Genomic DNA, 13,234 nt, shown 5'->3' on the forward strand with positions numbered 1-13,234 from the left:
CGATATCGCGAAAGGCGGCGCATCATGCAGTTCGGCATCTTCACGGTCAGTGACGTCACGACCGACCCCACGACCGGCACCACGCCGGACGACACCCAGCGCGTCCGCGACATCCTCACGATCGCGCAGCACGCCGACCAGGCCGGACTCGACGTCTTCGCCACCGGCGAGCACCACAACCCGCCGTTCGTCGCCTCGTCGCCGACCACGTTGCTGGCCTACCTCGCGGCGAAGACGAAGGACATCACGCTCTCGACGAGCACCACGCTCATCACCACGAACGACCCGGTGCGCATCGCCGAGGAGTACGCGATGCTCCAGGTCATCTCCGACGGCCGCATGGACCTCATGATGGGCCGCGGCAACACCGGCCCGGTCTACCCGTGGTTCGGGCAGGACATCCGCCAGGGCGTCAACCTGGCGATCGAGAACTACGCGCTCGTCCGCCAGCTCTGGGAGAACGACGTCGTCAACTGGCAGGGCAAGTTCCGCACGCCGCTGCAGGGCTTCACCTCGACGCCGCGCCCCCTCGACGGCGTGCCCCCGTTCGTCTGGCACGGCTCGATCCGCACGCCCGAGATCGCGGAGCAGGCCGCCTACTACGGCGACGGCTTCTTCCACAACAACATCTTCTGGCCGATCCAGCACACCGAGCAGATGGTCGGGCTGTACCGCCAGCGCTTCGAGCACTACGGTCACGGCCGCGCCGACCAGGCGATCGTCGGTCTGGGCGGGCAGTTCTTCGCTCGGAAGAACTCGCAGGATGCGGTCAACGAGTTCCGGCCCTACTTCGACAACGCCCCGGTCTACGGTCACGGCCCCTCGATGGAGGACTTCGCCGCCCAGACCCCGCTCACGGTCGGTTCGCCGCAGCAGGTCATCGACCGGTACGCGGCGATGAAGGACCACGTCGGCCACTACCAGCGCCAGCTGTTCCTGGTCGACCACGCCGGGCTGCCGCTCAAGACCGTGCTCGAGCAGATCGACATCCTGGCGACGGACATCGTGCCCGAGCTGCGCAAGCTGAACGACGAGGGCCGTCCGTCCGACGTGCCGTCGAACCCGCCGAGCCACACGGAACGCGCCGCCGCGGCGCTCGCCGCCGGCACGGTCGGCAGCGACCACGTCGCCGCCGAGGACGAGTGGACCGGCGCCTCCGTCTGACGCTCCCGGCGCTCGGTTCGTGAGCAGGAATGGTCGGGTCCCGCGAGGCGACCCGACCCTTTCTGCTCACCATGCGCAGTGGGCGCGACCACGGCCGTGCCGGGAGGGACGGTGCCAGCTGGCACCGGGCCTCCCGTCCGCCCCGGCGCGTGTCCAGTGCGCCCATCGCGAAAGCGACAGTCCTGCGGATGGCGCTGCCGTCACCTTCGCGAAAGCGACAGTTGCCCGCCGATCATCGGCGGAGATCTGTCGCTTTCGCGAGCGGGGCGTCCGGCTCGGTGACCGGACGGGCCGGCACGAGCTTCAGGCCGACGACGCAGCCGACGATCCCCGCGATGAACAGCACGCGCAGCAGGGTGACGGGCTCGGCGCCGGTGGCCATGCCCCACAGCACCGTCAGGGCTGCACCGGTGCCGGTCCACACGGCGTACGCGGTGCTGATCGGGATGTGCTTGAGGACGTAGCCGAACGCGCCCAGGCTGACCACGATCGTGATCGCGAACACGAGCGTCGGTCCGGGTCGGGTGAAGCCGTCGCTCTCGCCGAGGGCGGTCGCCCACACGGTCTCGAGCGTGGCGCTGAGGAACAGGACGATCCAGGCCACCTCAGCTCACCACCTTGAGGCCGACGACGCAGGCGACCAGGCCGAACACGAGGCCGAGTCGTGCGAGCGACGCGGCTTCTTGCCGGCGCAGGATCGACACGACGACCGTCAGCGAGGCGCCGATGCCCACCCAGACGGCGTAGGCGGTGCCCACCGGGATCGACTTCATCGCGAACGCGAGCCCGACCATGCTCAGCGCCATGCCGGCGATGAACACGATCGTCGGCACGACCTTCTTGAAGCCGTTCGAGGCGCTCAGCGCGGTGGCCCAGACGGCCTCGAGCACGCCGCTCAGCACGAGGATGACCCATGCCATGACGATGTTCCCTTCGTTCGGTCGCATAGTCGCACGACTGTGCGACAACGACCTCGACGGTAGCACGGGTTCGTACGACTGTGCGAGTATGGCGGTGTGGCCAGGAGCATGGACGTCGAGCAGCGGCGCCGTACCGTGTCCGAAGCCGCGTGCCGGGTGCTCGCCCGCGACGGACTCGGGGCGCTGAGCGTCCGGAACGTCGCGGCAGAGGCCGGACTGCCGCCGAGCACCGTCCGCTACACCTTCCCGACGCAGGCGAGCGTCCGGTCGCACGCGCTCGAGCTCGTGTTCGACGCGACCGCGGCCCGGATCGACGCCGTGCCGGCGGACCTGCGGGGCACGGCGTACGCGCACGCGGTCCTGCTCGAGCTCCTGCCCCTCGACGAGGAGCGACGCATCGAGCTCGACGTCTACCTGGGCCTCGGCACGGCAGCGCTGACCGACACTGAGCTGCGGCCGTTCCACGACCGGGTCGTCGACGAGATGCGGGAGTGGTGCGGGCGGATCCTGCGGGCGCTCGGGGTGCCGGACGCCGACGTGCCCTACGAGACCCGGCGGCTGCACGCCCTGGTGGACGGGCTCGCGATGCACATCGTGCGGGTCGATCCCGGGGGTGACGCCTCGTGGGCGATCGACACGCTCGACCGGCACGCGGCGGGCATCGCCCGGGTCTGACTGCTGCACGGTGCCGGGTTCGCGAACCCGTGCGTCGTTGGTGGCTCCGTGCGGCGCTCCAGGTCTGCACCGAGCGGGCAACCCTGCACGGGGTGAACGAACTCGCACGGTGCCCAGGCGGCCGCGCGCGGACCGTCACGCAGCACACGTCGCCTATCCTTTCCGGGTGACGACGACCACGCCGCCGCAGCAGCGCTCCCGCTCCCGTTCCCTGACGGGCCCGGGCCTCGTGCTGCTCACCGTCGTCGTGCTCCTGGGGATCCGGCTGCTGTCCCCGAGCATCGGGAGCGCCGGCCTCCCGGACGTCGTGCAGGACTTCCTGACGCTGGCGATCAGCGTGGTGGTCGAGTCGCTGCCGTTCGTGGTGCTCGGCATCGTGCTGTCGATCGTCGTCGAGGTGTGGGTGCCCGTCGGTGCGCTCGAGAAGGTCCTGCCGCAGAACGCCTTCGGCCGCCGCGCCGTGATCTCGCTGATCGGCATGCTGTTCCCGGTGTGCGAGTGCGGGAACGTGCCGCTCGCCCGCGGCCTGATGATGCGCGGGTTCACCCCTGCCGAGGCCGTCACGTTCCTGGTCGCCGCCCCCATCCTCAACCCGCTCGTGATCATCAGCACCGCGCAGGCGTTCGGCTGGTCCGGCTGGATCCTGCCGGTCCGGATCGTCGGCGGCTTCGTGATCGCGAACCTGGTCGGCTGGATCGTCGCCGCGCACCGCCGCCCGGCCGACCTGCTGCTGCCCGCGTTCGAGGCCCGGTGCCGCGCTGCGATCGGCGCACCACGGAGCCGGAACCGGTGGCGGGAGAGCGCCGCGCAGTTCGGCGGCGAGACCGCGACGATGATGCCGGCCCTGTTCGTCGGCGCCGGCCTGGCTGCGGCGATCCAGGTCGCCGTGCCCCGTTCCACGCTCGTCGCGATCGGCTCGAACCCGGTGCTGTCCGTCGCGGCGATGATGCTGCTCGCGATGACGGTGTCGCTCTGCTCGAACGTCGACGCGTTCTTCGCGCTGTCGTTCGCCTCGACGTTCCTGCCCGGGTCGATCACGGCCTTCCTGATCATCGGGCCGATCATCGACGTGAAGATGATCGCCCTGCTCCGCACGACGTTCCGGGTCCGGTTCCTGGTGCTGCTCGCCGTCGTGTGCGTCCTGTTCGCCGGCGCCGTGGGATTGGTGATGAATGTCCTCGTCTGACGCACGCAGCAGCAACGCTCCGGCCTACCTCGGGCTCGGGTCCGTGCTGGCGGTCGCCCTGTGCACGCTCTGGCTCGCACTGGTCGGGCACCTCGACCTGTACATCAACCCGCGGTACTCGGTGTTCACGATCGTGCTCGCCGCCGTCGCGGTACCCGCCTCGATCGCGGGCCTGGTGGTCATCGCACGCGGCCACGGCCACACGCACGGTGACGACGCGGACGAGCACGAGCCGGACCACGACCACGGGCGGCGCGGACCCGGCCGTGGTCGCGCCCTCCGCCTCGCCCTCGGCGGGGCGGCCGCGATCGTCACGGTCGGGGTCACCGTGTCGATGCTGGTCCTGCCCCCGACGACGCTGTCCGCCCGCACCGCGCAGCAGCGGAGCGTGGACTCGGCGACCCTGTCGAACGCGACGGGCTCCGAGGCGGCGGTCTCCCTGCTCGGCAGCGAGGGCGTCGACACCTCGGAGTACGGCGTCAAGGACTGGGCGGCGCTGATCCGGCAGACCACCGACACCACGGCCCTGGTCGGCAAGCAGGTGCGGCTGTCCGGCTTCGTGGTGCCGGGCCAGGACGGCTCGTTCACCCTGACCCGGTTCGTGATCAGCTGCTGCGCCGTGGACGCCCAGCCAGTCGGCCTCGGCGTGGTGACCGAGGGCGGCGACCGTACCGAGGCGGAGCCCGACGAAGGGCAGTGGGTCACGGTGACCGGCGCACTCGCGGCGAACCCGGACCAGTCCGCCGACGCCCGCATCGTCATCAAGGCCGCGAAGGTCACCGAGATCGCGCAGCCGAAGGACCCGTATGAGTACTGAGCGCGCGGGACGCCGCACCGACCGCCGCCCGGTCACGCGCCGGTTCCACCGCCGGTACCTCGCCGTCGTGCTCGTCCTGGCGGTCGTCGCCACGCTCGCCGCCGTCGTCGGGTCGCAGCAGGGCCCACGCCTGCGCGACGTGTCGTACGACGCCACCGGCCTGGTGTCCCGTCCGGCGCAACGGGTGATCCTGACGGCGAACCAGGCACTGCAGCAGGTGTCCGCCGCCGACGTCCGGGTCACCCCGGCCGCCGCGCACACCGTGACCTCGAGCGGCAACACGATCGCGGTCGAGTTCGCCGGACCCCTGGCCTACGACCGCGACTACACGGTGACGGTCGCGAACGTCCGGGCTCCGGGGCAACGTGCCACCGCGGACCTCACCGCCGCCATCCGGACCGGCAGTACCGACGTCCTCGCCCTCGTGCCGGGAGCCGACGGCGCGAAGGACCGCATCGTGCGCCGCTCTCTCGACGCCGGCGGTGCGACGACCGTGTACCAGGGCGCCGAGATCTCGGAGTACGCCCGGCTCGGACGGTCCCTGGTGGTCGTCAGTGGCAGCGACGCGAGCTCCTCGGTCGACGTGGTCGCGCTGTCCGGCGGGGTGCAGGACCCGGACGCCCCCGTCGAGCACCTCACCCTGCCGTCCTCGCAGGGTCGGGTCACCGCCCTGCACGTCGCCGACGACGCGGCCTCGTTCGGGTTCGAGTACGCCGACACGTCCACCGGGCAGTCGCGGAACACCGGTCTGTACGTGGTCGACATGACGGGCACGCACCTGCCCACCGCGATCGCCGAGGACGGGAAGCCGCAGACGGGCGCCGTGCCGATGACGGTCGGGCAGTGGGCCTACGTGCCTCGGACGGAGAGCGCCCTGGTGCGGACGGGCAGCGACGACCTGGTGCTCGTCGACATGAGCGGCCGCGCCGACCCCGTCCGGCTCGGCAGCGCCACGTACCTGCACGGGTTCGTCGGCTCGGGCACCACGGCCGTGGTCGAGACCGGCACGGGCATCGAGCGCCTCGACCTGACCGACGGCGCGAAGACGGCGCTGCGGGCGCCGGCCGCGAGCACCGACGCGGCGGTGCTCGGCCGCATCGCCCCGTTGACGGACGACACGTACCTGCGCGTGCTGGGGGACGTGCGGTCGGACGGGACCGTCTCGGCACGGATCGTGCGCGTGGACGGTGGGCGGGCCTCCCGGCTGCCGGTGACGATCCCCGACGACGCGAGCGTCACGGCGGTCTGCCCGTCCCCGAACGGACAGTTCGTCGCGGTCGCGACGAAATCGGCGACCGACGAGCTGGTGAGCATCGTCGACGCGACCTCCGGTGCGCTCGAGGCGAGCATCGACGCGGGTTCCGTCGACTGGTGCGGCGCGCTGCCGTCCGGCGACGAGGTCGGCTGACGGCCCGACGGACAGACGGACAGGAGGCCCGGTACCAGCTGGTACCGGGCCTCCTGTGGTGCAGGTGGTGACGACTACGCCAGCGTGGCCGCGTCGATCACGAAGCGGTAGCGGACGTCCGAGGACAGCACGCGCTCGTAGGCCTCGTTGATCTGGTCGGCGCTGATGAGCTCGGTCTCCGGCAGGATGTCGTGCTCGGCGCAGAAGTCCAGCATCTCCTGGGTCTCTCGGATGCCGCCGATGGCGGACCCGGCCCAGCTGAGCCGGCGCGGGATCAGGGCGAACGCCGGGACCTCGAGCGGCTCGGACGGGGCGCCGACGTTGACGAGCGTGCCGTCGACCTTGAGGAGGCCGAGGTACGAGCCCATCGGGATCTTCGCCGACACGGTGTTGATGATGAGCTCGAAGGAGTTCGCGAGCTTCTCGAACGTCTCCGGGTCCTTCGTCGCGTAGTGGGCCTTCGCGCCGTAGCGGAGCGAGTCGGCTTCCTTCGAGGTGGTCTGCGACAGGACGGTGACCTCGGCGCCGAGGGCGACGGCGATCTTGACGGCCATGTGGCCGAGGCCGCCCATGCCGATGACGGCGACCTTCGTGCCGGGGCCGGCCTTCCAGTGGTGCAGCGGCGAGTAGGTGGTGATGCCGGCGCAGAGCAGCGGCGCGACCTTCTCGATGTCGAGCGACTCGGGGACGCGGAGGACGAAGTCCTCGTTCACGACGATCGCCTGCGAGTAGCCGCCCTGGGTGATCGAGCCGTCGGCCGGGTCGACGCTCGTGTACGTGCCGATGTTGCCCTTGAGGCAGTACTGCTCCTCGCCGGCGACGCAGTTCTCGCACTCGCCGCACGAGTTCACCATGCAGCCGACGCCGACGCGGTCGCCGACCTGGTGCTTGGTGACGTTCTCGCCGACGGCGGAGACGTGGCCGACGATCTCGTGGCCGACGACCTGCGGGTACTGGATCTGGCCCCACTCACCGCGGACGGTGTGGATGTCCGAGTGGCAGATGCCGGCGTAGGCGATGTCGATCTCGACGTCGTTCGCTCCGACGTCACGACGGGTGATGGTGGTCTTGACGAGCGGCTCGGTCGCTGACGGTGCCGCGTACGCGTTGACGGTGCGCAATGATCTCCTCGTGGGGGTGCGTTGCGGGCCGGTTCCGGCCCGGAACCAGTCTGATGGGGCGCGCCACAGCGTGGGAGGTTCCAATGGGGCTCCCCAGTGCGGGAATCGGAGTGGTCAGGCCAGCCGTGCGAGGCGCTGGCCCGCGATCGTGGCGAAGCGCAGCGGGTCGGCCAGGGCGTCGTCCGGTTCCCCGGTGGTCTGCGTGGCGAGGACGGTGAGCGAGGCGGCGGCGGCGTAGTCGTCGAGCGAGGCCTCGATCGCGCCGGCGACGAGCATCGACCGGGCCCCGGGGGCGTGCGTCGCCGTGAGCGACCGCACCACCGACGGGACCTTGCCGACGGCGGACTGCCCGTCGTACCGGCCCTCGCCGCTGATCACGACGTCGGCGCCGTCGAGTCGGTCGGCCAGCCCGAGGACCTCGGCGACACCGTCCGCGCCGCGGGCCAGGGTCGCACCCCAGGCGAGCAGGCCGAAGCCGACGCCACCCGCTGCACCGGCGCCCGGGGTCGCGGGGTCCACCGAAGGGAACCGTGCGGCCCAGGCGGCCAGCTGCTCGTCGAAGAATGCGACCCGCGAGGGCTCGATCCCCTTCTGCGGCCCGAACACGGCAGCCGCGCCGGTCGGGCCGAGCAGGGGAGAGGTCACGTCGGTCAGGACGGTGACGCCGAGCGGCGGCAGGGCACGCAGCGCGCCGCGGTCGCCGTCGTAGCCGAGCGCCTCGAGCACGGGCCGGCCGCCGTCGGTCGAGGCGCTGCCGCCGATGCCGAGCACGAGCCCCGTGGCACCGGCGTCGAGCGCGGCGGCGATCGCTTCGCCGAACCCCCGGCTCGTCGCGGTGTCCGGCAGGAGTTCGTCGAGCATCGGGAGACCGCTCGTCGCCGCGAGCTCCACCACCGCACGGCCGTCGGGCAGCATGAGCCACCACGTCTCGACGGGGGTGCCGGCGGGACCGGTCACGGTGACGGGGACCCGGACCGCACCGGGGACCGCGGTCGCGAACGCCTCGAGGGTGCCCTCGCCGCCGTCGGCCATCGGCACGAGCACCACGTCGTCGTCGGGGCGTTCGGTCAGCCAGCCATCGCGGACCGCCTGGGCGACGGACGCCGCGGTCGCGGTGCCCTTGAACGAGTCCGGAGCCACCACGATGCGCACGGGACCACCGTAGTGGGGAGACGGCGACACGTGCTGGACAAGATAGGCAAGGCTCACCTAAGTTAACGGTTAGGTGAGGCTCACCTAACTTCACGAACCAGCACTCGGGATCATCTCCATGTCGTCACTCCGTCGCGCCCTCACGGCCGCAGCGTCCGCCCTCGTCGTCCTCGCCGTGGCGACCGGCTGCACCGGCGGCGGCACCGGCACCGCGGGTGCGACGCAGGCGGCGGGTCGCGGGACGAGCGCGACGGACCCGGCCGCGAGCCTCCAGGCCATCGCCCCGGTGACCGACGCGAAGGACGTGACCGGCGAGCGCACCGCGACCCTGGCGACGGACCTGCCGCCGACGGCGAGCACGGTCGACGAGCCCGAGCTGCCCGTCACCGTCACCGACAACCAGGACACCGAGGTGACCGTCACGAGCGCGGACCGGATCCTCGCGCTCGACATCTCCGGCACGCTGTCGTCCACCGTGTACGGCCTCGGCCTGGGGGACCACCTGGTCGGACGGGACGTCTCGACCGGCTTCTCCGGCACCGAGGACCTGCCGCTCGTCACCCAGAACGGCCACGAGCTCTCCGCCGAGGCGATCCTCGCGCTCCGCCCGACGGTGCTGCTGACCGACACCTCGCTCGGACCGTGGGAAGTCGTCCTGCAGATCCGGAAGGCCGGCGTCCCCGTCGTCGTCCTGGACCCGCACCGGGACACCACGAACACCGACGCGATCATCGAGCAGGTCGCGACCGCGCTCGGCGTCCCGGCGACCGGCGACCGCCTGGCCGCCGAGGTGCACGCGCAGGAGCAGGCCGTCGCCGCGCAGGTGGCCCGGATCGCGCCGTCGGCTCGGGCCGACAAGCTGAAGATGGTGTTCCTGTACGTGCGGGGGAACGCCGGGATCTACTACCTGTTCGGCAGCGAGTCCGGCGCCGACTCGCTCATCGACGCCGTCGGCGGGCGGGACGTCGCGACGGAACAGGACTGGACGGGCATGCGCCCCGTCAACGCCGAGGCGCTCGTCGCGATGCAGCCGGACCTCGTCATCATGATGACCAAGGGCCTCGAGTCCGTCGACGGCGTCGACGGACTGCTCCAGCGGGTCCCCGCGATCGCGAAGACGCCCGCGGGCGAGCACCGCCGCATCGTGGACATGGCCGACACGACGGTGATGAGCTTCGGGCCGCGCACCCCCGAGATCGTGGCCGCGTTGACAGCGGCGATCTACGGTCCGGCGGACGCCTCGTGACCGTCCGGGAGGAACGGATCGCGCCCGCCACGCACGTCCCCGCCGCACCGGCGGTCACGTCCAGGTCGCGGGTCGGCCGCATCGCACTGCTCACCACCGGGCTCGTGGTGGCGCTCGTCGTCGCGACGCTGGTGTCGGCGAGCGTCGGGCAGCTCGGGATCTCGCCCGCCGAGGTGCTCCGGACCGTGGGCCGGTCGCTCGGGCTGCCCGTGCACGGCCCCGCCGACGACCTCGTCACCCAGGCGCTGTGGACGATCCGGTTCCCGCGCGTGGTGATGGCGCTGCTGATCGGTGCCGCGCTCGCCGCAGCCGGTGTGCTCATGCAGGCCGTGTTCGCGAACCCCCTGGCCGACCCCGGCGTCGTCGGGGTGTCCGGAGGCGCGGCGTTCGGGGCCTGCGCCTCGATCGTGTTCGGGCTGCAGTTCGCCGGGTACTGGACGACGCCGCTGATGGCCTTCGCCGCTGGCCTGGTCGCGACGCTGCTCGTCTACGGGCTGTCCCGTGCCGGTGGCCGCACCGAGGTCGTCACGCTCCTGCTCACCGGCATCGCCGTGAACGCGTTCACCGGGGCGGGGCTCGCCTTCCTGACGTTCCTCGGCGACCAGCAGGCGCGCGAGCAGATCGTGTTCTGGCAGCTCGGGTCCCTGAACGGCTCGATGTGGGACCAGGCCGCAGCGATCGCCCCCGTCATCGGTGCGGGCCTCGTCGGCGCCGTCGTGCTGACGCGCTCGCTCGACCTGCTCGCCCTCGGTGACCGGGCCGCGCGGCACGTCGGGGTGCGGGTCGAGGCCGTCCGGGTCGTCGCGATCGTCGTGGTCGCCCTGCTCGTCGGCGCAGCGGTCGCGTTCGCCGGCATCATCGCCTTCGTCGGGCTCGTCGTCCCGCACCTGATGCGGATGGTCATCGGCCCGGCGCACGGCCCGCTGCTGCTGGTCTCGACGCTCGGCGGCGCCCTGCTCCTGACGATCGCCGACCTGCTCGCGCGCACCCTGGTGCCGTACGCGGACCTGCCGATCGGCATGCTGACCTCGCTCGTCGGCGGACCATTCTTCTTCTGGCTCCTGCGCCGTGCACGCCGACGGTCGGGAGGCTGGGCATGACGGAGACGAGCGCTGTCGGCGCTGTGGTCGTGTCCGGGATCGGCGTCGTCACCGACGGACGACCGCTGCTCGCCGACGTCGACCTGACCGTGCGCGCGGGCGAGGTCCTGGCGCTCGTCGGTCCGAACGGTGCCGGCAAGTCGACCCTGCTCCGGGCGATCGCCGGCGACCTCGCCCACAGCGGCACGGTCGCGATCGACGGGGTGCGCACCGGCGGCGTGCGCACCGGCGGCGAAGCACCGCTCGCCACCGCTCGTCGGCGTGCCGTGCTCGAGCAGGACACCGCCGTGGCCTTCGGATTCCGCGTCGGCGAGGTCGTCCGGATGGGCCGGGCCCCGTGGCGGGGGACCCCGCGAGCGGTCGACGACGACACCGTGGTCGCGCGGGTGCTCGACCAGGTCGAACTCGCCGACCGGATCGACCAGGCGTTCCCCTCGTTGTCGGGTGGGGAGCGCGCCCGGGCCTCGTTCGCCCGGGTCCTGGCGCAGTCGACCCCGGTGCTGCTGCTCGACGAACCGACCGCCGCCCTCGACCTGCGACACCAGGAGGCCGTGCTGGCCGTCGCCCGTGCGCACGCCCGGGCCGGTGGTGCCGTCGTCGTGGTGCTCCACGACCTGAGCCTCGCCGGGGCGTACGCCGACCGCGTCGCCATGCTCGCCGGCGGCCGGATCGTCGCCGACGGCTCCCCCACTGACGTCCTGACCGCCGACCGCATCGGCACCGTCTACCGGCACCCGGTCACCGTCGTGCCCGACCCGAACACCGGTACGCCCGTCGTCGTGCCGTCCCGAACCCTCCAGGAGGCCTCCTCGTGACCACCCGCACCCGCCCGCTGCGGCTCGCGCTCGCCGGACTGCTCGTCGCGCTCGGTGCCGGGGGCGCCGCCGTGGTGGGCGTCGCCCCAGCATCGGCAGCCGGCCGTGTCAGCGTCGCGATCGAGGGGCACCCCGCGGTCACGAACCAGGTCGACTCGACCTACCTGACGACGCTGCGACTGCGCGGCTCCGGGTTCCAGGGCATCAAGAACGGGTACGGCGGCATCTACGTGGCGTTCGGCACCGTGAACGGCACCTGGCAGCCGAGCAAGGGCGGGGCGACGGGCGCGGACTACAGCTACGTGCCCGACGACGAGTCGAACCCCACCGGGTACCTCGACTTCGTGGCCTTCGAGGGCAGCACCACCGCCTCGGAGGCGAACGGCGGCACGATCGACTCCGCCACGGGGACCTGGTCCGCGACCCTCAAGGTCCCCGGTTCGACGTTCCAGGCGCTCGACCGGAACGGCGCCGCGAAGACCGTCGACTGCACGGTCGTGCAGTGCGGGATCATCACGATCGGCGCGCACGGCGTCGCGAACGCGAACAACGAGTCGTTCACACCCGTCTCCGTGCAGAACCTGTACGGCAGCGGCGGCACGCTGGCCGGCGGCGGTACCAGGGCGACCACCGGGCAGACGCCGGGCGACACGACGGACGCGGGCAGTGCCTCCCGTCCGTCCGCCGAGCCGACGTCCGAGGCGAGCGCCGACACCCGCGCGACCACGAAGCCGTCCGCGCGGTCGGCGAAGCCGAGTGCCACCGCGGAGCCGACCGCGTCGGCGACGCCCACCGCGCCGGCCGGGGCGACCCCCTCGGCGGTGGCGGCGGCTGCCGACGGCTCGTCGGGCGGGATCGACCCGGGCGTCCTGCGGATCGTGCTCGGCGGCCTGTCCGCGCTCGTCGTGGCCGTCGCTGCGCTCGTCGTCTTCGCGATCGTGCACTCCCGCCGTGCCGCACGACGCACCGCGACCGACGTCGCGCCGTAGGACCACCGGACCCGGGTGCTCACAGGGGGCGCCCACATCGAGAGGGAAACACGAACATGACACGAATCGCACGCTCGTTCGGGATGACGCTGGCGGCAGGAGTCGCCGCGGTCGGCATCGCCGTCCTGCCCGCGGTCAGCGCGTCCGCGGCCACCGCGGTCACGAACGACTACGGCGCCAGCCTGTCCGTCAGTGGTCCGGCCTCGGTCGTGACCGACGGCTCGGGGGCGCTCCACGGCGTCTCGGACGGCACCGTCACGGTCACCGGCAGCGGCTTCGACGGGGACGCGCAGGGGCGCGGCTTCGGCGTCTACGTCGTCTACGGGCCCAAGCAGGCGGACTACGCCACCAACTCCGGCTGGTTCGGCTCCGCCCAGTGGGTGTCGAAGAGCGCCTTCACGGCCGGCGGCGGCTTCACCACGACGATCGACGTCGCGAAGTCCTACACCGCGGACCCGCACCACACCGGCGACGCGGCCACCACCGTCAGCTGCGACTACGACGCCACGAAGACCGCGACCGCCAACGCGGCGCTCGGGCAGTACGAGTGCTTCGTCCAGACGTTCTCGGCGCACGGCGTCGCGAACGACCCGGTGGACCTCGACGAGGTCCAGGTCCCCGTCACCTGGTGACCCACGCGG

At 72.2% G+C, this 13,234-nt stretch carries 14 protein-coding genes; 10 read left to right on the forward strand and 4 right to left on the reverse strand.

Annotated features, from left to right (window positions below; genetic code table 11):
- Positions 1 to 24: 24 nt before the first annotated feature.
- Positions 25 to 1,164 carry a CE1758 family FMN-dependent luciferase-like monooxygenase gene (locus EDF40_RS00880; protein WP_123339972.1) on the forward strand — a complete coding sequence of 380 codons (1,140 nt, stop codon included), beginning with the start codon at positions 25 to 27 and terminating at the stop codon, positions 1,162 to 1,164.
- Between the two features lie 232 nt (positions 1,165 to 1,396).
- Here EDF40_RS00880 and EDF40_RS00885 read toward each other — a convergent pair whose 3' ends face one another.
- On the reverse strand, positions 1,397 to 1,768 hold the full coding sequence (locus EDF40_RS00885; RefSeq protein ID WP_123339973.1) for a multidrug efflux SMR transporter: 372 nt from the start codon (positions 1,766 to 1,768) through the stop codon (positions 1,397 to 1,399).
- A gap of 1 nt (position 1,769) precedes the next feature.
- On the reverse strand, positions 1,770 to 2,084 hold the full coding sequence (locus tag EDF40_RS00890; protein WP_123293830.1) for a multidrug efflux SMR transporter: 315 nt from the start codon (positions 2,082 to 2,084) through the stop codon (positions 1,770 to 1,772).
- Positions 2,085 to 2,180: 96 nt separating this feature from the next.
- Between EDF40_RS00890 and EDF40_RS00895 the strand changes: the two genes are divergently transcribed.
- The 4 genes from EDF40_RS00895 (at position 2,181) to EDF40_RS00910 (ending at position 6,170) form a co-directional block, all read left to right on the forward strand.
- Positions 2,181 to 2,759, forward strand: coding sequence for a TetR/AcrR family transcriptional regulator (locus EDF40_RS00895; RefSeq protein WP_260213011.1), 579 nt, complete (start codon positions 2,181 to 2,183; stop codon positions 2,757 to 2,759).
- Positions 2,760 to 2,925: 166 nt separating this feature from the next.
- On the forward strand, positions 2,926 to 3,945 hold the full coding sequence (locus EDF40_RS00900) for a permease (protein WP_123339975.1): 1,020 nt from the start codon (positions 2,926 to 2,928) through the stop codon (positions 3,943 to 3,945).
- Positions 3,932 to 4,762 (forward strand): TIGR03943 family putative permease subunit, encoded by an 831-nt coding sequence (locus EDF40_RS00905; RefSeq protein ID WP_123339976.1) that lies wholly within the window; start codon positions 3,932 to 3,934, stop codon positions 4,760 to 4,762. Before EDF40_RS00900 ends, EDF40_RS00905 begins: the two co-directional genes overlap by 14 nt.
- The gene (locus EDF40_RS00910) at positions 4,752 to 6,170 is read left to right on the forward strand and encodes a hypothetical protein (protein ID WP_123339977.1); all 1,419 of its coding nucleotides are present in this window, start codon (positions 4,752 to 4,754) and stop codon (positions 6,168 to 6,170) included. Before EDF40_RS00905 ends, EDF40_RS00910 begins: the two co-directional genes overlap by 11 nt.
- A 74-nt stretch (positions 6,171 to 6,244) precedes the next feature.
- Here EDF40_RS00910 and EDF40_RS00915 read toward each other — a convergent pair whose 3' ends face one another.
- Both EDF40_RS00915 and EDF40_RS00920 read right to left on the reverse strand, forming a co-directional pair.
- Positions 6,245 to 7,291 (reverse strand): NAD(P)-dependent alcohol dehydrogenase, encoded by a 1,047-nt coding sequence (locus EDF40_RS00915; protein WP_111085390.1) that lies wholly within the window; start codon positions 7,289 to 7,291, stop codon positions 6,245 to 6,247.
- A 114-nt stretch (positions 7,292 to 7,405) separates the two neighbouring features.
- Positions 7,406 to 8,443, reverse strand: a complete 1,038-nt coding sequence (locus EDF40_RS00920; RefSeq protein WP_123339978.1) for a glycerate kinase — start codon at positions 8,441 to 8,443, stop codon at positions 7,406 to 7,408.
- 118 nt (positions 8,444 to 8,561) lie between these two features.
- Between EDF40_RS00920 and EDF40_RS00925 the strand changes: the two genes are divergently transcribed.
- The 5 genes from EDF40_RS00925 to EDF40_RS00945 are packed head-to-tail and all read left to right on the forward strand — an operon-like array spanning position 8,562 to position 13,225.
- The gene (locus EDF40_RS00925) at positions 8,562 to 9,689 is read left to right on the forward strand and encodes a hemin ABC transporter substrate-binding protein (RefSeq protein WP_123339979.1); all 1,128 of its coding nucleotides are present in this window, start codon (positions 8,562 to 8,564) and stop codon (positions 9,687 to 9,689) included.
- Positions 9,686 to 10,789, forward strand: a complete 1,104-nt coding sequence (locus EDF40_RS00930) for an iron ABC transporter permease (RefSeq protein ID WP_374102073.1) — start codon at positions 9,686 to 9,688, stop codon at positions 10,787 to 10,789. Before EDF40_RS00925 ends, EDF40_RS00930 begins: the two co-directional genes overlap by 4 nt.
- Positions 10,786 to 11,604: a heme ABC transporter ATP-binding protein gene (locus EDF40_RS00935; protein WP_123339980.1), complete on the forward strand. Its 819-nt coding sequence runs from the start codon at positions 10,786 to 10,788 to the stop codon at positions 11,602 to 11,604. The genes EDF40_RS00930 and EDF40_RS00935 overlap by 4 nt, the downstream gene beginning before the upstream one ends.
- Positions 11,601 to 12,593 carry a hypothetical protein gene (locus EDF40_RS00940; protein ID WP_123339981.1) on the forward strand — a complete coding sequence of 331 codons (993 nt, stop codon included), beginning with the start codon at positions 11,601 to 11,603 and terminating at the stop codon, positions 12,591 to 12,593. The genes EDF40_RS00935 and EDF40_RS00940 overlap by 4 nt, the downstream gene beginning before the upstream one ends.
- Before the next feature lie 56 nt (positions 12,594 to 12,649).
- Positions 12,650 to 13,225 carry a hypothetical protein gene (locus EDF40_RS00945; RefSeq protein ID WP_148053839.1) on the forward strand — a complete coding sequence of 192 codons (576 nt, stop codon included), beginning with the start codon at positions 12,650 to 12,652 and terminating at the stop codon, positions 13,223 to 13,225.
- Positions 13,226 to 13,234 lie beyond the last annotated feature (9 nt).

This window comes from Curtobacterium sp. PhB170 (assembly GCF_003752345.1).
Taxonomy (GTDB): Bacteria; Actinomycetota; Actinomycetes; order Actinomycetales; family Microbacteriaceae; genus Curtobacterium.